The sequence below is a fragment of the Chryseobacterium sp. A301 genome (genome assembly GCF_054489425.1).
In genome coordinates this window covers 127,822-150,428 of the sequence record NZ_JBTMWY010000003.1, presented here as the reverse complement: position 1 = coordinate 150,428, position 22,607 = coordinate 127,822, and the positions used below count along the sequence as shown (strand labels likewise).

18 protein-coding genes are annotated in these 22,607 nt (G+C 41.5%); 16 read left to right on the top strand and 2 right to left on the bottom strand.

Translation table 11 applies throughout. From position 1 onward, the window contains the following. Positions 1-34 precede the first annotated feature (34 nt). The gene (gene pnuC, locus ACX3PU_RS06625; RefSeq protein WP_459084168.1) at positions 35-730 is read right to left on the bottom strand and encodes a nicotinamide riboside transporter PnuC; all 696 of its coding nucleotides are present in this window, start codon (positions 728-730) and stop codon (positions 35-37) included. Between the two features lie 184 nt (positions 731-914). Here pnuC and ACX3PU_RS06620 point away from each other — a divergent pair, with 184 nt between their 5' ends. From ACX3PU_RS06620 to ACX3PU_RS06550, 15 genes are all read left to right on the top strand, one after another. Beyond that, positions 915-2,591 carry an amino acid permease gene (locus ACX3PU_RS06620; RefSeq protein WP_459084167.1) on the top strand — a complete coding sequence of 559 codons (1,677 nt, stop codon included), beginning with the start codon at positions 915-917 and terminating at the stop codon, positions 2,589-2,591. A 53-nt stretch (positions 2,592-2,644) separates the two neighbouring features. Continuing rightward, positions 2,645-3,667: a WD40/YVTN/BNR-like repeat-containing protein gene (locus ACX3PU_RS06615; protein ID WP_459084166.1), complete on the top strand. Its 1,023-nt coding sequence runs from the start codon at positions 2,645-2,647 to the stop codon at positions 3,665-3,667. An 89-nt stretch (positions 3,668-3,756) separates the two neighbouring features. Further along, positions 3,757-5,121: an oxygen-independent coproporphyrinogen III oxidase gene (hemN, locus tag ACX3PU_RS06610; RefSeq protein ID WP_459084165.1), complete on the top strand. Its 1,365-nt coding sequence runs from the start codon at positions 3,757-3,759 to the stop codon at positions 5,119-5,121. Positions 5,122-5,321: 200 nt separating this feature from the next. Next, positions 5,322-8,216: a protein translocase subunit SecD gene (gene secD / locus ACX3PU_RS06605; protein ID WP_459084163.1), complete on the top strand. Its 2,895-nt coding sequence runs from the start codon at positions 5,322-5,324 to the stop codon at positions 8,214-8,216. 128 nt (positions 8,217-8,344) lie between these two features. Further along, complete coding sequence (locus ACX3PU_RS06600; RefSeq protein WP_459084162.1) at positions 8,345-8,950, top strand: bifunctional nuclease family protein; 606 nt, start codon at positions 8,345-8,347, stop codon at positions 8,948-8,950. Between the two features lie 84 nt (positions 8,951-9,034). Beyond that, positions 9,035-10,294, top strand: coding sequence for a nucleoside permease (locus ACX3PU_RS06595; protein ID WP_459084161.1), 1,260 nt, complete (start codon positions 9,035-9,037; stop codon positions 10,292-10,294). Positions 10,295-10,413: 119 nt separating this feature from the next. After that, positions 10,414-11,595: a thiolase family protein gene (locus tag ACX3PU_RS06590; RefSeq protein ID WP_459084160.1), complete on the top strand. Its 1,182-nt coding sequence runs from the start codon at positions 10,414-10,416 to the stop codon at positions 11,593-11,595. Positions 11,596-11,688: 93 nt separating this feature from the next. Next, the gene (locus tag ACX3PU_RS06585) at positions 11,689-13,179 is read left to right on the top strand and encodes an MFS transporter (RefSeq protein ID WP_459084159.1); all 1,491 of its coding nucleotides are present in this window, start codon (positions 11,689-11,691) and stop codon (positions 13,177-13,179) included. Positions 13,180-13,325: 146 nt separating this feature from the next. Further along, a complete protein-coding gene (locus tag ACX3PU_RS06580; protein WP_459084158.1) occupies positions 13,326-14,252 on the top strand; it encodes a mevalonate kinase family protein in 927 nt (308 codons plus the stop codon). A gap of 32 nt (positions 14,253-14,284) precedes the next feature. Further along, positions 14,285-15,184 carry a UbiA family prenyltransferase gene (locus tag ACX3PU_RS06575; protein WP_459084157.1) on the top strand — a complete coding sequence of 300 codons (900 nt, stop codon included), beginning with the start codon at positions 14,285-14,287 and terminating at the stop codon, positions 15,182-15,184. A gap of 55 nt (positions 15,185-15,239) precedes the next feature. After that, entirely contained in the window at positions 15,240-16,460 is a 1,221-nt protein-coding gene (locus ACX3PU_RS06570; protein WP_459084155.1) for a TCR/Tet family MFS transporter, read from the top strand. A 68-nt stretch (positions 16,461-16,528) separates the two neighbouring features. Then, positions 16,529-16,906, top strand: coding sequence for a Sec-independent protein translocase subunit TatA/TatB (locus ACX3PU_RS06565; protein WP_459084154.1), 378 nt, complete (start codon positions 16,529-16,531; stop codon positions 16,904-16,906). After that, a complete protein-coding gene (locus tag ACX3PU_RS06560) occupies positions 16,903-17,451 on the top strand; it encodes a phosphatase PAP2 family protein (RefSeq protein ID WP_459084152.1) in 549 nt (182 codons plus the stop codon). Before ACX3PU_RS06565 ends, ACX3PU_RS06560 begins: the two co-directional genes overlap by 4 nt. A gap of 84 nt (positions 17,452-17,535) precedes the next feature. Next, on the top strand, positions 17,536-18,891 hold the full coding sequence (locus ACX3PU_RS06555) for a hemolysin family protein (protein WP_459084150.1): 1,356 nt from the start codon (positions 17,536-17,538) through the stop codon (positions 18,889-18,891). A 2-nt stretch (positions 18,892-18,893) separates the two neighbouring features. Continuing rightward, positions 18,894-19,223 carry an ATP-dependent Clp protease adaptor ClpS gene (locus ACX3PU_RS06550; protein WP_459084149.1) on the top strand — a complete coding sequence of 110 codons (330 nt, stop codon included), beginning with the start codon at positions 18,894-18,896 and terminating at the stop codon, positions 19,221-19,223. 74 nt (positions 19,224-19,297) lie between these two features. On the opposite strand, the gene tamL is transcribed toward ACX3PU_RS06550, so the two are convergent. Then, positions 19,298-21,871: a translocation and assembly module lipoprotein TamL gene (gene tamL, locus ACX3PU_RS06545; protein WP_459084148.1), complete on the bottom strand. Its 2,574-nt coding sequence runs from the start codon at positions 21,869-21,871 to the stop codon at positions 19,298-19,300. On the opposite strand from tamL, the gene ACX3PU_RS06540 reads away from it, so the two are divergent. After that, positions 21,857-22,597: a TrmH family RNA methyltransferase gene (locus ACX3PU_RS06540; protein WP_459084147.1), complete on the top strand. Its 741-nt coding sequence runs from the start codon at positions 21,857-21,859 to the stop codon at positions 22,595-22,597. The genes tamL and ACX3PU_RS06540 overlap by 15 nt on opposite strands. Positions 22,598-22,607 lie beyond the last annotated feature (10 nt).

The following is a 22,607-nucleotide window of genomic DNA, read 5'->3' as shown; positions in this document are numbered from 1 at the left end:
TATTGAGGGGGTAAATATACTAAAAAGTAGAGTTTTATTGGGGCGATGACTCTAGTGTAGTAGAGGTTTTGCTTAATGCTGCGCTTTTTTTCCACTCCAGATAGCCGATTACGGCCATTAGCGTGAAAACAAAATATTGGAAGGAGGTAATTGCAAGTCCTTTATAGATGAAAATAGGAATGCAAATTAAATCCCCTAGAATCCAGAAAATCCAATTTTCTACCTTTTGTTTGGCCATGAGCCACATTCCCACTAAAAAGACAGAGGTCGTAAAGACATCAAGCCAATTGGCCCAATCCAAATGGTAGAGTCCCAAGGAGACTCCCTCAGTAGAGAAGCCCTGGTCAATGGCCGGTTTGTAATAGTAAACGAGGGTCACAAGCACGAGGCTGAGAAGAAAAAGTCCAAAACTAAAAATCCACTCCTTTTTCGAAGTCCTTTTTACTTCAATGTGCACGTGATCATTTGAATTTTGGTACCAAAGAATCCAGCCGTATACGCTCATAAATGTATAATAGACATTGATCATCATGTCGCCCAAAAGTCCGAAGACAAAAAGAATGTACACATACATTGCAGTGGAAATAATTCCTGTGGGATACACCCAAATGTTTTTTTTAATGGAGAAGAAAACACTGAGAAGACCAAAGAATGCGGCTAGTATTTCAAGCACGATCTGGTAGGCTTCATAACTTTCGTAGGGGGAGATTAAAAGTTCGTAGAAATTCATTAGTCAAATATATTAGAATTTCTTTGAAATTGAATTATCAAACATCCGCAAAAGGGCAAATTCCTTAATCGAAACCAAAGAAATTATTCAATACCCTTCCCTCAATTTTTTTTCAATAATAATGGGATAAAATAGTTAATAGTTCGTAAAAATTTATACTTTTGGAAAATCAAAATATTTAAACATGTCAAATTTGTGGAGGACTAAACCTCTTAATCAACTATTAGCAGAGGCAGAGGAGTCTGAAAAAGGACTTAAGAAAACACTAACCGCAAGTTCCCTTGTAGCCCTAGGGATTGGTGCAATTATCGGTGCTGGATTGTTTTCGATCACCGGAATGGCAGCAGCCAACCATGCAGGGCCTGGAATTATGGTGTCCTTCATCATCGCTGCGTTGGGTTGTGCCTTCGCAGGATTGTGTTATGCAGAATTTGCCTCTATGATTCCTGTGGCCGGTAGTGCTTATACCTATTCGTACGCCACTATGGGTGAATTTATCGCCTGGATTATCGGTTGGGATCTTGTTTTAGAATATGCGGTGGGTGCTGCTACGGTCGCCTCGAGTTGGTCGGGGTATTTAGGAAAGTTCTTTTCCAATTTTGGAGTCGCACTCCCCGAGAGATTTATGATGACCCCCTTTGATATTACTTCCGCAGGAGAAGCCGGTCTGGTCAATTTGCCGGCTGTGTTTATTGTGGTGATTATGTCCCTGGTGCTCATCAAAGGAACCAGTGAATCCGCATGGGTCAATGGAGCGATCGTGATCTTGAAGGTAGCCATTGTGATTATCTTTATTGTCATTGGATTTAATTATATCAAACCTGAGAATTTAACTCCGCTAATTCCGGAGAATACCGGAAAATTTGGAGAATACGGCTGGTCGGGAGTCATACGGGCGGCGGCCATTGTTTTCTTTGCCTATATAGGCTTTGATGCAGTTTCCACTGCAGCGCAGGAAACCAAAAATCCGAAGAAAGCCATGCCTATTGGGATTTTAGGATCGCTTATTATTTGTACTGTACTCTATATCGTGTTCGCTTATGTGATGGTAGGAGTCGTGCATTACAAAGAATTTACCGCCGGTGGCGGTGGCGATCACTTAGCGCCTGTGGCCATTGCCATTGAAGCGATGGGTGACGTCGTAAATGGAGTGGTGGTTCCTGCTTATCCTTGGCTTAACACCTCTATTATCGTAGCGATTTTGCTTGGATATTCTTCCGTGATCCTTGTGATGTTAATGGGACAAAGCCGTGTGTTCTACTCCATGAGTAAGGACGGACTGCTTCCCAAAGCGTTTTCAGAAATACATGAAAAATTTAGAACTCCATTTAAAGCCAATTTGTTTTTCCTTGTGTTTGTGAGTCTATTTGCGGCTTTCATTCCGGGACGAGTGGTAGGAGAGATGACCAGTATTGGAACTCTATTTGCCTTTATCTTGGTTTGTGTGGGTGTACTTGTGATGCGTAAAACGCAGCCCGATGCGCCTCGTGGATTCCGAACTCCTTTGGTTCCCCTTATTCCAATTCTTGGTATTTTGGTATGTTTTGGAATGATGGCTTTCCTTCCTTTTGACACCTGGATTCGACTTGTGTGCTGGATGATGATTGGTCTGGATGTGTATCTATATAGAGGAATTCGTAATTCCTTCCTTGGAAAACAGAATGAAACGACGCACGATCCTAAAAATTATCGAATTACAGCGCTTTCAGGTGTGATTTTAACCCTTGCATTAGCGGTTCTCACATACCTGCATCATCAAAATGCAGAAACGGACGATTCAGGTCTTATTATATTCTCAGTAGGGATGATTGTTATCCATTCAATCTACTACTCCTACCAGTATTTTAAAAATAGAAAATAAGTTTCACTTAATGCAGCAATCCTAGCTCCTAAAGCTAGGATTGCTTTTTTAGTATGAAGAATAGATATCCAATGGGAGTAGTGGTGTTTTTACTACTCCTAAGCCAAGGCCTATGGGCCCAAAAAAGCTCCGTTCTTTTGAAGGACGACATCAGCATTCGAAGTATTTCAATTTACAAGGGAAAGGTTTTTTATGCGGGATCTAAATCCAAGATTGGGTATGTGAGCCTTCACAGGCCTAGCGATCAAAAGCAAATTCAGGTCTCTCAGCCCAACTTAGAGTTTCGATCTCTGGGGCGCCATGGGAAATTCTTTTATGCGACCTCCATCGATACGCCTGCTTTTTTCTATAAGATAAACGTGAAAACACTAGAAGCCACACTTCTTGGAAAAGACGAGTCTAAATCTGCATTTTACGATGCCATCCATTTTACAAACTCAGGAGAGGGTTGGACCTTCAGTGATTCGGACACGAGTTGTCCTCGAATCGCAAAATTTAATTTCGCTACGGAAACTTGGGATATGCAGTCGTGCGATGAGCTTCCTACCTTAGCCATAGGAGAAGCTGCTTTTGCTGCAAGCAATACCAACATTGCTTCGAAGAAAGATCGGCTATGGATTGCAACGGGAGGAATTAAGTCTAGAATCTTGCGACGTGATAAGGGAGTATGGAAAAGGTTTGAAACACCGTTTGTCCAAGGCATTTCTTCGAGTGGAATGTATTCAATTGATTTTTATTCTGAAACCCTTGGAATTGCCGTGGGAGGAGATTACACAAACCAGACTTTGAATAAAGGGGTGATTGCAACGACGAGAGACGGAGGGGAAACTTGGGAACTACAGGCCGAGGGAAAAAATGCAGGGTATTCCACTTGCGTCAAATACAGACCAGGGTCCAAGGGGAAACAAATTGTGGCCCTTGGAGACCAGCACCTTTCCTTTTCAGAAGACGCAGGTAAAACCTGGCGTGTGCTTTCCAATGAGAAAGGACTCTACGCCTGCGAATGGCAAAATTCAAATACGCTGATCGCCGCGGGTCGTGGCAAAATTGTAAAATTTGATTTTAAAGGACTCTAGGCAAATGAGCCAACTTCTCGCATGAGGCTGATAGATGATATTATTCAGTTTTGAAATTGAGACTCTATTATAATTTGTATTTTTGCCTCATGAATCAAACGCTCATCGATAAATACAACATTCCTGGACCTAGGTATACTTCTTATCCTACGGTCCCTTTTTGGGAAGAGTCTGAGTTTTCCACTGAAAAATGGGAAAGCTCTGTGATTAAAGCTTACAAAGAAAGCAATGCCTCCGAGGGCATTTCTATTTATATTCATTTGCCATTCTGCGAAAGTTTATGCACCTTTTGTGCCTGCCACAAACGCATCACGAAACAGCATACGGTAGAAACTCCTTATTTAGAAACGGTTTTAAAAGAATGGGATCTTTATTTGGGTCTTTTCGAAAATGAGGTTCCAATTATTAAAGAACTTCATTTGGGAGGAGGAACTCCCACTTTTTTCTCTCCTGAAAATTTAAGATCTCTTTTAGAAGGGATTTTTAAAAAGGCAAAAATTGCACAGAATCCGGAGTTTAGTTTTGAAGGTCATCCCAACAATACCACTGAGGCACATTTACAAACTCTTTACGATTTAGGGTTTAGACGCTGTAGTTTTGGAGTGCAGGATTACGATCCCAAAGTTCAAAAGGCAATCAACCGAATTCAATCGTATGAGAATGTGGAGAAAGTAACTCGCCTTGCGCGAGAAATAGGATACACCAGTGTGTCCCATGACCTAATCTTTGGACTTCCTCACCAGAATTGGGAGAAAATGAACGAGACCATTTTAAAAACCATGACCTTAAAGCCAGACCGAATTGCATTTTATTCGTATGCGCACGTGCCTTGGATAAAAGGAGTGGGACAAAGAGGATTTGACGAAAATGACCTACCAAGTGGTGAAGAAAAACGCAAATTGTATGAAAATGGAAAGAATCTTCTTGAAAACTTGGGCTACATAGAAGTCGGAATGGACCATTTCTCTTTGGAGAAAGACGATCTTTACCAAAGTTTAAAATCGGGTGAAATCCACCGGAATTTTATGGGCTACTCTTCTAGCAAAACCCAGCTTATGGTGGGACTTGGAATGAGCGCAATTTCTGATAGTTGGTACGCCTTCGCGCAAAATGATAAGTCCGTAGAGGCCTATCAAAAACGCGTGGAAGAAGGGAAACTTCCTGTGGTGAAAGGACACATTTTAACCTCTGAGGATTTGCTTGTGCGTCAGCATATTTTGAATTTAATGTGTCGTTTGGAAACGAGTTGGAACGGGGATAACTACCTTCCTGAATTAGAGAATGCAAAAGAGAGACTCTTTGAAATGCAGCAGGACGGACTGGTGGATTTAAGTGATAACAAAATTAAAATCACGGAAAAAGGAAGAGCCTTTACCCGAAATGTAGCCATGACTCTGGATTTAAGAATGCTTCGCAACAAACCGGAAACGAGGATTTTCTCCATGACCATTTAGAAGCGACATTTTTCTAGTTTCAGACGTTTTGAAAGCGTACTCGAAGTTAGAATCCAGAAAATCCTGCAACTGCTAGGCTTTCTGGATTCTAACTTTGCTACTTTAACAGAGGGAACAAATCGCAAAAGTGCTGTTAAAAAATCCTTAATTGATTTGGAAATCATTATATTTGCCCACGAAAAATTAATGCTGTAATTAAAATGCAAGGAAAAGGACTCATCACACTCGTGGCCATTGTTCTAGGACTTATTTGTCTAAACGAGCTTTTGCCGACGTGGTACTCAGGAAAAATTGAAAAGCAAGCCGAACTAGTGGCGGGAGACGATCCGGTAAAATACCAAAATGAACTCACAAGGCTTTCCAAAGACACTTTAAATCTAGGTTTCACCAAATTATACTATTCCAAAGCGAAGGAAAAGGAAATGAAACTTGGTCTTGACCTTAAGGGCGGGATTAACGTTCTTTTGGAAATTAACCAGAGAGATCTGATCAACAACCTAACCAATTATTCCACCAACCCTGTGCTTATCGAGGCGCTTGACCGCACCGACGAGGGAATGAAAAATTCGACCAAAACGTATGTCGACTTATTCTTTGACCAGTTTGAGATCGTAAACAAGGAGAAAAATGCGAATTTGAAGTTGGCAGATCCAGAGATTTTTGGGAACACCAATTTAACGGAGATAAAGTTCAACTCAACTGACGAAGATGTTCGTAATGTGGTTCGCACTCGAATTGATCTTTCCACGGGTACTGCATACGAAGTAATTAGAACCCGTATTGACAAAATGGGGGTGACTCAACCGAACGTACAAAGAGTACCAGGAACGGGAAGGATTTCTGTAGAAATGCCTGGAGTAAAAGACATTGACCGAGTTAAAAAAATGTTGCAGACCTCTGCAAAACTGCAATTCTGGGAAGTGCAAGAAATTCAGGAGATTTTCCCGTATTTCCAAACCCTTAAGACTTTGGTGGCAACCAAAGGGGATTCTATGGGGGTAGCAAAAGACCTGAATTTTGAATCATTACTTCAATTAAATACGTTGAAATCCAATGGAGTTGCGAATGTAAAACTCTCGGATACAGCAAAAATTAATAAGATTCTTGCAAGCAAAGTGGCCAAGGACGCAAGACCTAACCATATTAAATACACGAAATTTGAATGGGGATACAAGCCGGAAGCGGGAGACCAAGACAATTTGGTTCTTTATGCCGTAAGAGGAAATATCAACCAGAAAGCACCGGTAGACGGAGCAGTAGAAACGGCTAACATTAGTTACGATGAATTAGGTCGTATTGTAGTCGATATGCAAATGGACAGCAAAGGGTCTCGTGATTGGGCTACTTTGACTGAGAAGAATGTGGGAAAACCCGTAGCGGTGACTCTAGACAATGTAGTTTATACTGCGCCCAACGTAGTAAATAAAATCCCGAACGGTAGAACTCAGATTTCTGGGAACTTCACCCAAGAGGATGCGCAAGATTTAGTAAACGTACTTGGAGCAGGTAAACTTCCAGCAGGCGCGAAAATCGTGCAAGCAGAGGTGGTAGGACCTTCACTCGGTGCTGAATCTGTAAGCTCAGGACTGTGGTCCTTTATCATTGCCTTTGGGATCGTAATTTTATATTTGATCTTCTATTATGGTGGTGCCGGTATATACGCTGTTATTGCCATGACGATTAACCTATTCTACCTTATGGGAATCATGGATTCGGTGGATGCTACCCTTACCCTTCCAGGGATTGCAGGGATCGTGCTCTCGATGGCCATGGCGATTGATGCGAACGTAATTGTTTACGAACGAACCAAGGAGGAACTTTTTGCCGGGAAGAACATTAAAGAAGCTTACAACGAAGGATTCAAATTCTCCCTGTCTGCGATTATTGATGGAAACTTAACCTCACTTTTGACGGCGGTGGTACTATATATTTTTGGTACAGGTCCGATTAAAGGGTTTGCTGTCACCTTAGGGATTGGTATTTTAATGTCCATGTTCACCTGTGTACTTCTTACACGTGTCATGATCTTTAGTCGTTTGAACAAAGGGAAAGGACTTTCTGTATGGACTTCTTTGTCCAAAAATATCTTCAGACATACTTGGGTCGATTTCATTGGCAAAAGAAAATATGCCTACATCATTTCTGCAATTATTACTGTGGTATGTATCGTATCGATTGTCACGCAAGGATTTAAATTTGGTGTTGACTTTAATGGGGGACGTAGCTATGTAGTAAGATTTGAACAGCCTGTGGTCGCAAACGATGCCCAAACCAACTTGGAAGGGAAATTTGTCGATGCAGAAGGTGAAAAAAATGCCGTCGATGTGAAAACTTTCGGTAACGAACAACAACTGAAAATTACGACGGACTACCGTGTAAATGAAGAGAGTCTTGCAGCAGATCAGGATGTAGAGGCTAAATTGTTCGAAGGACTCCAGCCGTATCTTCCAAAAGATGCAAGTTTGGAATCATTCCGTAGTTCAGGACAAGAAAAATACGGTATTGTAAGCTCTATTAAAGTAGGACCTACCGTGGCCGATGACATTAAGACAGGGGGCGCACTTGCTCTAATAATCTCCTTAGTGGGTATCTTCCTATACATATTGGTTCGATTCAAAAAATGGCAGTTCTCTGCAGGAGCTGTGGCGTCCCTTATTCATGACTCAGTTGTGATTCTAGGAGCGTACTCTCTTTTGAAAAATGTGATGCCGTTCAGTATGGAAATTAACCAGGACTTTATCGCAGCAATCCTTACCGTTCTAGGGTACTCCATTAACGACACGGTAATTATCTTTGACCGTATTCGTGAATACCTCCAAGATAAGAAGTCAGCGGATTTGAAGAGCCTATTTAACGATTCTATTTCAAGCACACTTGGTAGAACCTTTAACACTGCCTTTATGACCTTCCTTGTGATTCTTGCGATCTTCATTGTAGGAGGTGAGAACTTAAGAGGATTTATGTTTGCTCTTCTGATCGGGGTTGGATTTGGTACGTATTCCACTTGGTTTATTGCCTCAGCAATATCCTATGACCTTTTCCTTAAAAAAGGGTTTAAGCCAGAAGATGGCGAGACAAAAAAACATGTAAAATAAGTAAAAATCAAGTTTGATTTTTATGCGCAATGTCCTTCGAATGAGGGACATTGTGCTTTGAGGAATCGGGCTTGAAACTGCAAGTGGAAAGCGATGCTATCCAATTAATAATTTTTTATATTTGTAAGATGGATTACAAAGAGTTAAATATCCGAGGGATCTCCTATAGCCAGACTCAGTCTGGAGCCTATGCGCTACTTTTGGAACACATTCCGACCCAAATTAAATTGCCGGTCGTGATCGGAAATTTTGAGGCGCAGGCCATTTCTCTTGGACTTGAAAAAGACATTCAGCCGCCTAGGCCCTTGACCCATGATTTGTTTGCGACATTTGTCTCTACCGTGAATTATGAAATGGTCTCCGTGTTAATTTACCAGATTGTAGACGGCGTCTTTTTTTCCAATATGGTCTTTCGGGAATTCGGTACCAGCAAAGAAATCGTGATTGATGCAAGAACTTCAGATGCCGTGGCGATGGCCGTTCGTTTTTCCGCTCCGATATTTACCACCTCGCAAGTACTCGAAGAAGCCGGAATCCTGCTCGAAATTCAAAAAGAGGAGTCAAGTGAGCCTGAATTTAGCCCTTCTCCCAGTGAGTTGGGTTCTCAAGATATATACAACCTACCCCTAGCAGAACTAAAACTTCTTTTAGAACAGGCCGTGAAAGACGAAGATTTTGATGCTGCTCTTGAATTGCAAGAAGAAATCAAAAGAAGGAAAAAGAACCTAGATTAATGACCCAACGCCCTTAAGGCATGCTTTCTTTCAATTAATTAAAAGAACCGCTGCCCAAAAAGGGCTTTTTATTTTGACCATCTTATGAATGTAAAATTAAGACTTACCATTTTAAGTTTCTTGCAGTTTTTTGTCTGGGGAGCTTGGCTAATTACAATCGCTGTTTATTGGTTTTCAACCAAACAGTGGGGTGGAGCCGAATTTGGAGCTGTATTCTCAACCATGGGAATCGCTTCGATTTTCATGCCGGCCTTAATCGGGATTATTGCCGATCGATGGGTGAATGCAGAAAAGCTGTATGGAGTGCTTCATTTCCTTTATGGGGGAAGTCTTCTGTTAATGCCTTCGCTAATCAATCCTGACCAATTTTTTTGGGTTATGCTTTTAGCCATGCTTTTTTACATGCCTACAATCGCACTTTCAAATTCGATCGCTTACAACGTTTTAAAAAACAGTGGAAACGATGTTCTCAAAGATTTTCCACCCATTCGGGTTTGGGGAACCATTGGATTTATCATCGCGATGTGGGTGACCAACCTTACGGGCAGTAAAGATTCCGCGGATCAATTTTACATTGCAGCAGTGGTGGCTTTTATCTTAGGGATTTATGCCTTTACACTTCCGGATTGTCCACCGCAAAACAAAATCCCGAAAGACGCACCGCTAAGTGAAAAATTAGGGCTGAAGGCTTTTTCCTTGTTCAAGGATTATAAGATGGCTCTTTTCTTTTGCTTTTCCATGCTCCTTGGAGCTGCGCTTCAACTCACCAACATGTACGGCGATACGTTCTTATCTGATTTTGCAAACGATCCTAACTATGCCGATAGTTTTGTCGTGAAGCGGTCGACCATTATCATGTCTATTTCTCAAATTTCAGAAACGGTTTTCATCCTAGCAATTCCTTTCTTCCTTAAGCGATACGGAATCAAAAAAGTGATGCTTATCTCCATGTTTGCATGGGTTCTTCGCTTTTTGTTACTGGGATACGGAACGCCAGAAGGAATGGGTCTTGTGTTCATCATTGTTTCTTGCATCGTGTACGGAATGGCTTTCGATTTCTTCAATATTTCTGGATCTCTCTTTGTGGAAGGAACCACCGATTATAAAATTAGAAGTTCTGCGCAAGGGGTCTTTATGATGATGACCAATGGATTTGGAGCGGTGATGGGAAGTCTTGTGAGTGGTTGGATGATTGACACATACTTTACACTTCCTGGCGGAGGAAAAATGTGGCATGAAATATGGCTCGTGTTTGCTCTCTACGCCTTTGTAATTGCCATTGCCTTTTGGGCGCTATTTAAGCATAAACACACCCCTGAAGCCTTAAAAACGATTACACACTAAGGCTTACTACAGAGCCGAAACACATAAAAAAATACACTCTTTCGCAGTGTATTTTTTTTTGTATTTTAGAGCCGAATCAATTTTAACGAAAATTTATAATTTTAAATAGATAAAGAGCAATGAAAGAAGTATTTATAGTCGCCGCGGCAAGAACCCCAATGGGTAGTTTTAATGGAAGCTTATCAAGTGTACCGGCTACCACCCTAGGTTCGGTGGCCGTTAAAGGCGCATTGGATAAAATTAAGTTAGAGCCAAGCGAAGTAGAAGAAATTTTCATGGGAAATGTACTGCAAGCTGGGGAAGGACAGGCACCTGCCCGTCAGGTGGCTCTAGGAGCAGGACTTTCTACCGAGACTCCGGCCACGACCGTGAACAAAGTATGTGCATCCGGAATGAAAGCGATTTCCATTGGAGCGCAAACCATCAAGTCAGGCGATGCTGAAGTGGTCGTGGTGGGAGGAATGGAGAACATGTCTCAAGTACCTCACTATTACCATGCGCGAACCGCAACCAAATTAGGGGATGTGAAGATGCAAGACGGTTTATTGACCGATGGTCTGACTGACAAATATGGAAAAGTTCATATGGGAGTTTGCGCTGAGAAGTGCGCCGCCGAATATGAGTTCTCAAGAGAAGACCAGGACCGCTTTGCGGTAGAGTCCTATACGAGATCCGCAAAAGCTTGGAGCGAAGGAAAATATAGTGAAGAAATTGTCGCTGTGGAAGTACCTCAAAGAAAAGGGGATCCGATTGTGGTGAATGAAGATGAAGAATACAAAAATGTAAACTTTGACAGGCTCTCCACGCTTCCTACCGTTTTTCAAAGAGAAAACGGAACCGTGACGGCGGCCAATGCCTCCACCTTAAACGACGGGGCATCCGCACTGGTTTTAATGTCAAAAGAGAAAATGGAAAGTTTAGGGCTAACACCTCTAGCAAGAATTGTGTCCTATGCTGATGCTGCGCACGAGCCAGAGTGGTTTACCACGGCACCTTCTAAAGCTCTTCCTAAAGCCCTTAAGAAGGCAGGTCTTTCCCTTGATGAGATTGACTTTTTTGAATTTAACGAGGCGTTTTCCGTTGTGGGACTCGTAAACAATAAAATTTTAGGTTTAGACAGCGCGAAAGTCAATGTCAATGGGGGAGCTGTTTCCCTTGGGCATCCACTTGGAAGTTCCGGTGCGAGAATTGTGGTCACTTTGGTAAATGTTCTAAAGCAAAACAAGGCTCGTTATGGTGCTGCAGCGATATGCAATGGAGGCGGAGGTGCTTCTGCGATCGTGATCGAAAACTTAGCGTAAAAAGCTACACACTAATTAAAAATCCATTAAGACTTAAAAAAAAGGTTGAGTTCTTAATGGATTTTTTACTTTTGTCTAAATTATACTAATTTCATGTCAAATTCCTCTCTCTCCCCACAAGGGGTTATAAAGAATAATCCTAAAATCATGAAGGGGTGGGCCTTCTACGATTGGGCAAACTCTGTGTATTCCTTAGTGATCACCTCGACGATTTTCCCAATCTATTACTCCATCCTTACGACCCAGTACGAAAGAAAGGAATTTTTAGCGGATCAGAATCGTTGGATCAACGTTCCCGTTCGTCATGAAATTGAACTCTTTGGTCAGTCCTACCATCCCGATGCAATCTATGGGTACTCCTTAACGATTTCGTTTTTCATCGTGGTTTTGATCTCTCCTTTTCTCTCTTCCCTTGCCGATACCATAGGGAATAAGAAATCGTTTTTGCAATTTTTCTGTTATTTAGGAGCGACCTCTTGTATGGGACTCGCCATGTTTACGGGAATGGAGAACGTGTTTTTAGGGCTTCTCTTTAGCATTACCGCGAGCGTAGGCTTTTGGGGCTCTTTGGTGTTCTATAATTCCTTCTTACCCGATATTGCCACTCGGGACAAGCAAGATGCGCTTTCGGCGCGAGGGTACGTCTATGGATACATAGGATCCGTGGTTTTGGTGGTTCTTTGCCTACTTCTTATTATGGTTGTGGCCGAGGGACCGAAGGAGCAGTTGATTTATACCCGCGTTAGTTTCTTACTGACCGCAGCCTGGTGGTTTGGTTTCTCCCAATACACCTTTAAACATTTGCCTGTCTTTGGGGATATCAAAGAAAAACTACCGAAAGACTTAGTGCTTTTGAACTATAAAAACATCTTTAAAAAGCACGAGGAGAATGGTGGTTTCTTTGAAGTTCTAAAAGACAATGTGAATTTCTATTGGGACATTGCAAGACAAAGTTTTCGTGAACTTTTTAAAGTGGGGAATATTTTGTTTAAAGACACCAACCTTAAATTCTTTCTTTCGAGTTTCTTCTTCTACAGTGTGGGAATGCAAACCATCTTTCTGATGGCAACGCTCTTTGGGAAGAGTGAAATCAATTTGGACCAGGGAAGATTAATTGCCACTCTTTTGGTGATACAGATTGAAGCGATTATCGGGGCGATCTTATTTTCGAGACTCTCGAGACGAATCGGGAATAAGAACGTGATTTCCATTGCCGTGGGTCTTTGGATCGTGGCTTGTCTCGCCGCCTTCTTTTTGAACCGCGAAGATCCAAATGTAGAGTATCAATTCTATTTTGTAGCGGGTATTGTAGGACTTGTGATGGGTGGACTTCAAGCCATGTCTCGATCTACCTATTCGAAACTACTTCCTGAAAACTCAATGGACAATACCACGTTTTTTAGTTTTTACGATGTGCTTGAGAAATTAGCGATCATTCTGGGGACTTTTATCTTTGCGACGCTGATTGAAGAATTTAATAACATGCGTTATGCCGCTCTCTCCATGGTTCTGTTCTTTTTGATTGGATTGGTTTTAATACGGTTCGTGAAAGGCAGTAACAGCCCAAATAAGGAAGTTCTTTAAACGAGAGTGATTTAAAAAATTGTAAAAAGCTATACCTTCATTATATCAGTGGATTAGCGGATGATTTAGGCCCGGTTTTTGCATCCTGCACTAAAAATATAATATCGTATCTTTGCCGCAAGGTTTAAGACCTGTAATTGAAGCGTATGTCCAGTCCTTTATTCTATGCGAAAATACTTCTCTTTGGAGAATACGGAATTATAGAAGATTCCCAAGGCTTAACGGTACCTTATAGTTTTTATAAAGGCACGCTAAAGTTCTCTGATTTGGATTCTGATTTTGAAAAGCGTTCAAACGAAAGTTTGCAGCGCTATATGAAGTTTCTGGAAACTCTTGAACTGCCTGCAGAATATGAGTTAAAGGTGGATGAATTCCAAAAGGATTTAAAGAAAGGTCTTTTCTTTGATAGCAACATTCCCCAAGGGTATGGAGTGGGGAGTTCTGGCGCCCTGGTAGCAGCTATTTTTGAGCGCTACAGCCGAATTAAATACCCAGCGGATTTAATTAGCAAAGATGAACTAAAAGCGCTAAAGAAAGTTTTTGGACTTTTGGAGAGTTTTTTCCATGGCACCAGTAGTGGAATCGACCCTTTGATTTGCTATATGAACCTGCCCATCTTAATTGAATCGAAAGAAAGTGTCGATAAAGTGTCTCTACCTTCTCAAAGCGAAGGGAAAGGAGCTATCTTTTTAATTGACTCAGGAACCGTGGGAGAAACCGGTCCGATGATTCAAATTTTCTTTGATAAGATGAAAACAGAAGGGTTTAGAAAGACCCTGAAAGAAGAATTCATTCGCTATAACAACGCTTGTATAGAAGCGTTCCTAAAAAAGGATATGAATCCTTTTTTCCGAAACTTAAAGAAACTCTCTCTTTGGGCCTTTGATCATTTCAAGCCTATGATCCCTGAGAGTTTATACAAGGTTTGGAAGAAAGGCATTGATTCCAATGCTTACTATCTGAAGCTTTGTGGAAGCGGAGGAGGAGGCTATATCTTAGGATTTACAAAAGACTACGAGAAAGCTAGTAAAATGCTAAATGGATTTAACAAAGAAGTGATCTATCGCTTTTAAATCGAATCTGAAAAAGCAAAATTAACTCGCCCATGAAACAGAATAGCCCGCTGATGTACCGTGTATCTCAACTGGTAAGTCTCCTAATTGGGGCCCGGATTTTCATGCTGCTACTCTTTACCTTTGCCCTTTACGTATCTACTTTTTTTATAATCAACCAAGAAGAAACCTTAAAGCAATTTGTCTTTGATTATAAAATTCATGGGATTATCTTTTGTAGCATTCTAAGCATTGGTGCAGGAGGGATCATCAACCAATTTTACGACCTTGAGAAAGACCGAATTCAAAAGCCCTTTGTGACGAAGCTGCAAGGCTTTTTGAAGCAAAAGTATTTTCTGTATTCCTATGTGCTGTTAAATGCATTCTCCCTAGGCATTGCCTACTTTCTTTCCCCACGAATCTTCGTCTTTTTTCTATTCTATCAATTTATGATGTGGTTTTATAGCCACAAATTAAGCAAGATTGTGATTGTGAATAACCTTACGTTTGTAAGTTTGACCCTTTATCCTTTTTTTGGAATGCTTGTTTACTATCAGCATTTCTCGCTGAATTTATTTTTGATGGCTGCTTTTTTGTTCTTAATCCTTTTGGTGGTCGATGTATTGAAGGACTTCTTAACGCTAAGGGCCGATGTGCTATTTGACTACCAAACTTTGCCCATTGTCCTTGGAGTGAAATACACCAGTGTACTTGTGGCTGTACTACTTGTGGTCACCATGGGGGTAGCTTTAGGAATTGTAGCGCGAATTCAGTCCTTTAATTACCTTACCTTTTATTTTAGCAGCTCCATTCTTGTGCTTTTGTTTGCCTGCATTCGAGTGGTTCGTGTTCGACTTGCAAGAATCCCACTGCTTCTAAACACCCTTAGGGTCTGGATTTTCATTGGAGTAGTGTTCATGCTAGCCAATGGGATTTACGAAAAACTTCACTAGCGATTTAATTCTACCTTCTTAATTGCGCAAAATGACTTAAATTTGCAGCCTTATTATGGCGAAGAAAAAGCAAAATTCCGCTGCCATGGGGTTTATTTTTATAACCCTTCTAGTGGACATAACCGGTTGGGGAATTGTAATTCCCCTAGTTCCGAAATTAATTGAAGAACTGATCAATGCAGACATATCGGAGGCGGCCAAGTATGGAGGTTGGCTCGGGTTTCTCTACGCATTTATGCAGTTTGTTTTTGCGCCTATCCTTGGAAACCTAAGCGACAAATACGGTCGCAGACCTGTGATTTTGCTTTCGCTCTTAGGGTTTTCCATAAACTTCTTTATTCAGGCTTGGGCACCCACCATTTTGTGGCTTTTCATCGGACGTATATTCTCAGGTATTACCGGGGCGAGTGTCACGGCAGCCAGCGCCTACATTGCAGACATTTCAGACGATTCCAATCGTGCCAAAAACTTTGGACTCATCGGGGCAGCCTTCGGACTTGGATTTATCATTGGTCCGGTCTTAGGTGGGGTTTTAGGGGTGTACGGAGCCAGGCTTCCCTTCATCGCAGCCGGTGTTCTTTGTCTTGTGAATTTTCTTTATGGAATTTTTGTTTTGCCAGAGAGTTTAGAGCCGAAATACCGTCGTGATTTTTCATGGAAACGAGCCAATCCGATTGGAAGTCTTTATCAGATTAAAAAACATCCTGAAATTTTCAAACTGCTTCTTGCCTGGTTCCTGGTCTATGTGGCTGCGCATGCGGTACAGACCAATTGGGCTTACTTCACCATGTTTCGCTTCTCTTGGGACGAACGAATGGTGGGAATCTCTCTTGGGGTGATGGGAGCTATGACCGCCCTAGTTCAGGGGTATCTCGTGTCCAAAGTCCATCCGCGAATTGGTAGCGAACGCAGTATTTTGTATGGAATTCTCTTTTACGCGGTAGGAATGCTTTTATTTGCCTTTGCACCCGAACCATGGATGATGTTTGCCATTCTTGGAATCTATACTTTAGGAGGAATTGCAGGTCCTGCTCTTCAGTCCCTAATTACCTCCAAAGTTCCTAAGAACGAGCAGGGGGATTTGCAAGGAGCCCTTACAAGTGTAGTGAGTTTAACCTCTATTATTGGTCCGCCTATGATGACCAATGTCTTTTATTATTTTACGCACGATACGGCCCCTTTCTCATTTCCGGGAGCTCCTTTTTTCTTAGGGTTTCTTCTTATGGGACTTAGCGCTGTGTTTATCTATTATGTGTTTCAAAAACAATCCAAATAACAAAAGAAGTAGGCCTTTTTTAAAGGCGATGTAGAAGTGGAATGGAAAATCTTTATTAATTTAGCAGCATGGAATTAGGATTCATGGAAATGGTCGTCATTGCAGTGGCCATTATCGTACTTTTCGGACCTGACAAACTGCCTTCAATTGCGAGAGACCTGGGCTCTGGGGTTCGCAAAATGAGAGGCGCAATGGACGATATAAAAACCGAAATTCTTAAGGAAACCCACGAGCCGGTTTCTGAGATTAAACGAGAAATAGACAAAGTGAAAATGGCGGCCAAAGAGTATACTCCTGTGCAAGAAATAAAGCAGGAAATCGAAGACTTAAAAAAGGCCACCACGATGGATAGCAATTCTCTAGTCAAGGACGAGGGTGCTGAGAAAACGGCCCTTCCTTCTTTTGAAGATCCCACCCACGAGGGTCCGGTAAGCCGTAGATCATGACGAGTCTCTTAGAATACGATACAGAGCTCTTTCTTTTTCTTAATAATTTAGGAGACAGCTCTTTTGATTCCTTTTGGCTCCTTGTATCCAAAACTTTTATTTGGATTCCACTCTACGTAATTTTCCTCTATTTATTAAAATCCAATTTCGGTTGGCGAAATTTGGCTTTTATGCTTCTTTTTATTGCTCTGGGTGTGACCATCTCGGACCAATTGTCCAACGTCTTTAAATACGGAATAGAACGACTTAGGCCCTGTCATGAGCCTTCGCTTGAGGGTCTGGTTCGAGAAGTGAAGTGTGGAGGCCCCTTTGGGTTTTATTCGGCCCATGCCTCCAATACCTTTTTTATTGCAGCCTTTATGTTTTTGCATTTAAGAAAGCGAATTAAGCCCTATGCGATTTTGTTTCTTCTTTGGGCAGGGGTCGTCGCGTACAGCCGAATTTATCTAGGCGTGCATTATCCACTCGATGTGATTTATGGAGCGCTAGTTGGGGGGTTGCTTGGAGGTACTTTTTATGCCTTAAGTTTAAAAACACTTAAGTAATTCTCCTAGGCGTATTAGGCGTAACTTCCTCAAATTGAAATTAAAAAAATGTTTATCTTTGCCCCAATGTTTATTAACTTTTAAATGGACTCAGACTTAGTCAAGATTTTATTAGCCTTATTTTTAGTATTACTTAATGGTTTTTTCGTAGCTGCTGAATTTTCAATCGTCAAGGTACGCTATTCACAAATTCAGCTCAAGGCTGCAGAAGGCCACAAATTAGCCAAGCATTCCGAGCACATCATCAAGCATTTAGACGAGTACCTTTCTGCCACGCAGTTGGGAATTACGCTTGCCTCACTGGCCTTAGGTTGGGTTGGGGAGAGCGCGATGCACCATCTAATTGAAAAGGTCTTCATACAATTCAATTTGATGGCTGACCCTACGACCATTACCACGTTGTCGCTTGTCATTAGCTTTTTAATCGTGACCGTGATGCACATTGTCTTTGGTGAATTGATTCCCAAGTCCATCGCAATCCGGAAAGCAGAACCGACCACCATGGCGATTGCCGTGCCTCTTCGTGTGTTTTACACCGTCTTTAGACCCTTCATTTGGACCATGAATCAAATGTCGAATGCCTGTCTAAGGCTCATGAAGATCAACCCAGCCTCAGACCAAGAAATACACTCCACGGAGGAATTGCAGCTTCTTGTAAAGCAGTCTGCAGATTCGGGAGAGATTCAGGAGGAGAACTATGAGATTATCAAGAACGCATTTGATTTTACAGACCACTCTGCCAAACAGATCATGGTTCCTCGTCAAAATATTTTATCCATTGATCTTGAAGATTCCATTGAGGAAATCATAGAGCAAATCATGGACAGTGGATACTCTAGAATTCCTGTGTACGAAGATTCCATCGATAACATTGTCGGCATCTTTTACGCCAAGGAGATTGTAAGGGAGTATGTAAGAAGAAAAGCGACGATGGACCACGAAGTTTTACGTTCGCTTATGCGGGATGCCTTTTTTGTGGTGGGAAGCAAAAAGATTTCAGATTTGCTCAAAGTCTTCCAACAGAAGAAGCAGCATTTGGCCATTGTCATTGATGAGTTTGGAGGAACCGAAGGGATTATTACTTTAGAAGACATTCTAGAGGAGCTTGTAGGTGAAATTCAAGACGAGGAAGACGATGAAGATAAAATTGTGGACCAAGTAGGAGAAAATATTTTCTGGGTTCAAGCCACCCAGCCTTTGGAAGAGATTAACGAGAATCTTCCGAAAGAGTTTCCACTCTCGGAAGAAGGGGAATTCAATACCCTTGCAGGGTATATTTTGCACCAACTAGAAAACATTCCGGAAGAAAATCAAGAGTTTGAAATCAACGGGTATCAGTTTAAGATCCTGAAGATGAATAATAAAAGTGTGGAGGTAGTAGAACTAATCTATGAAGACGAGTCTACAGACCAGGCCATAGACGAAGAAATGACAGAGTAAAAATGGCAAGTGAAAGACTTTTAGGGACCCTTTCCCTAAATCGCGATTATAACGATCCAAAAAGAGAAAAAGAGGAGCAGCAAGATGTGCTCGTTTTAGAGGAAGATGAGTTTGAAAATAAGCTCGTGGTTTGGAACGACGATGTGAACACTTTTGATTTTGTAATTGACTGTCTTGTGAGTATCTGTAAACATTCTTTAATTCAAGCAGAGCAATGTACGCTTCTCATCCATTACAAAGGAAAGTGCACCGTCAAGTCAGGTTCTTTAGAGGTACTTAAACCGATGCATGAAAAACTCTTAGACAAAGGCCTCACAAGCGAAATCGTTTAAGACCTTTCGTGAAACAAAACCAGGAGCCCCGCATTGGAAATGCAGGGCTCTTTTTTTAGTTTTATGTCTCTACATTAGAACGGATATCCGAATGCGAAATTAAGCGTAGGCTTAAAGGGTTGCCATTTGCTAATCACCCAGCGGTCTCCCTCGGGACGGTTGGGGTCATGGACTTTCCAAGCCGCGTCGAGACGAAGTGTAATATAAGCCACATTGATACGTAGTCCAAGCCCTGCACCTACTCCCATTTGAGAGATGAATTTGCTAAATTTGAACTGATCCCCAAAGCCACTGTCTTTTAGATTCCAGATGTTACCTGCATCCACAAAGGCAGCTCCCTCAAACATGGAACTAAAAGGCATTCTATACTCAATGTTGGTGGTTAATTTGATGTTATCCATCACATAGGCCCTTACCCGTTCGTCTAATTGAGAGTCGGCGGGTCCTAGACCTCCGAAAACCCTCCAAGCTCGGATGTCGTTTGATCCTCCATTGAAATAAGAACGAACAAAAGGCATGGTAGAGGAATTGCCATACGGAATTCCAATGCCTACGAACTGGCGAAGTGCGAGGGTGTGTTTATTGTCAAAGAATTGAAAGTACTTACGTACGTCAAAATCGAACTTTACAAATTGAGAATAGGGAATGTTAAAAATGGCTTTTTGCTCATTTTGCGCCGCGATGCCTTCACTTTGGGAAGCCTCTTTTGCAAGGATGCCTAGGAGGTTTCCGGCGGTTTCTATTTTTCCATTAAAATAGAAAGGGTTGATTCTATCTTTCTTGCCAATCTCGTTGTAAATGAAATTGTAGATCACAGAGGAGATTAAAACATCTTGGGTTTGTCTGTCCTTGTTTATAATCGATTGGCGGAAGTTATTGAATAGGTCTAAATCCGGTCCTGCCAAATTTTCCTGGTAAGGCAAATCTTGGAGAATTTGACTTGAGACTTCATCGGAACTCACTTGTCCCTGCATGAATTCTTCATAGAGCGTAGGGGAATAGAGTTGGAACATTTGGTCCCTGAATTCTCCATCCTTTGGAAAGTATTCGTAATACCGGTCTTTGTTTTGGGTTAAGCTTAATTGCGTATTGAATAACGAAAGTCGGTGGGTCACCACATCGTTTATATTAGCGAAGTAATTAAGTCCCGTATTAAAGGAGATTCTACCTAGACCAATGTTATTTTGTACACTCACTCCTAAATTGACATTGGAAGTGGGAGAGTATCGTTTTGGGAAAAGCTTATACGAACGGAAGGGAAGTAATAGCCTAGGGAAACTTAGGGTTCCTTGCGCAGAGACTTCGTACGCCACAGAGCGTTTGTCTAAGTTTTTTGTGTCCTTCACGCTTCCCACAATTCCGGAAAGCCCCACCGTTAAGTTTTCCGCTCCTCCAAAAACATTTCGTGAGGTTAAATCCACAGAGGGCGCGAGACCAAAATTGAGGATTTGAGAATAACTCAAATCGAGGGCCGTTCTTAAATCGTATTTGGGTAGAGGAGCGAGGTAATAAGCCACGTCTATAATACTGTCTGAGTTCTTTCGTAAATCCTCTTCGTAACTAATAATACTAAAATTATTCATCGCCGAGAGGTTTCGTTTCGTAAGGTCAAGATTCCCTTGGTCATAGACTTCCCCATTTCGAAGAATAATAGGACGCCAAAGGGCAGGGGTCTTGTACTGATCATCCAACTTATAGATATTAATCCCTCTTAGAGAGTCTTTCACCGTTAGAGGAACATCTTCCATGGTTTCTACCACATAAACCTTTATATCTCCTATGGTAGCCTTCTTGTAAGGAGTATGAAGAGAGTCCTTTTGGATCTCCATCACAAGGGGTATGTTTTTACGACTTTGAAGCGTGTCGGCTGTGAAATAAATTTCCTCGTTGCTTGCGTTAAAACGATAGTAGCCCTCTTTACGCATCTGCTGAGTAATTCGATCGACTTCGTCCTCTAATTTTGTTTGGTCTAGTATGTCCCCTGTTAAAATTTTGCTTTTCTCGAATTGACTCTCGTACTGCGCCTTGATGTTTGGATCCGGTATGTCGTAATAATACTCAGAGATTCGCGTAGGGTCGTTGTGCTTAATTTGGTATTCTACTTCCGCTTTTTTAGCGCTCGAGTCCAACTTGTGGTGAAAATTGACATTGGCATCCCAATAACCACGAAATACAAGTCGTTTCCTTATGTTGTCAGCACTGTTCTCAGATTGACTTTGGTCTAAAATGACGGGAGGTTGTCCAATGGTGTGTAAAAAACGATCCATGAAAAGATTCTTTCCTACGTCTTGGGGCATGTCATATTTTAAAAAGAGCGAGTCCCGTAGTTTTTGATCTCGAATTTCTGAAGGGTAAGTCATGTACTCGGAGAGTAGGGTGTCGTATTTGGGTGTCGCTAAATTGTAGGCCATCAGACCGATAGGAAATAGAAACAGGGTCTTTTTGTTAGGAGATTGACTCACATAGCCGGGAAGTTCACTAGCGTGTTCTTTTGAATCTACGTATTCAAATTTGTTTTTTACGAGTAAATATTCCCCATCGGGTACTTTTTTCGTCGTACTACAGGCATAAAGAACACCTATTGATGTTGCGACAGAAAAAAATATGTGATACTTTTGAAAATATTTCTTGCAATGCTTACCGCTCATACTATAAAAGTTATACAGTCTTTAGACAAAAAGAAGTTCAGACAAAAATACAATTTGTTTTTGGTTGAAGGCAATAAAACCATCTCTGAACTTTTTAATTCCGATTATAAAATTAAACAAATATTCTCCTTAGAGCCAAACTCTCTTACTCAAAGTCCTTCGTATAAGGAGTTGATAACAGAAATTGGGCCAACCGATCTAAGGAAAATTAGTTTTTTAAAACATCCGAAAGATTCCGTTGCCCTCGTGGAACAAAAAGATGAATCTTCGGTGCTAACTGGGACTAAATTGAATTTGGTTTTAGACGGTTTGCAAGATCCAGGCAATCTAGGAACGATCATCCGACTAGCCGATTGGTTTGGGATTGAACAAATCGTGTGTAGTGAAGACACAGTGGATTTATACAATCCGAAAGTAATCCAAGCCTCTATGGGATCCTTTACTCGCGTGAAGGTCCATTATTTGGATCTTCCTACTTTCCTTGAGGAATCCGAACATATAGCTGTCGGAACCGATATGCAGGGAGAAAATCTTTATGAGTTTGCGTTTCCTGAAAAAATAAACCTCATTTTAGGAAATGAGGGAAATGGAATCCGATCTACCCTAGAGCCTCTGCTTGAGCGAACCCTTACCATTCCGCAATTTGGCGAAATCCGCTCCACCGAGAGTTTAAACGTCTCGATGGCAACAGGCATTATTTTAGGCGCTTATTTTTCGAACCGATAATCGGGACCTA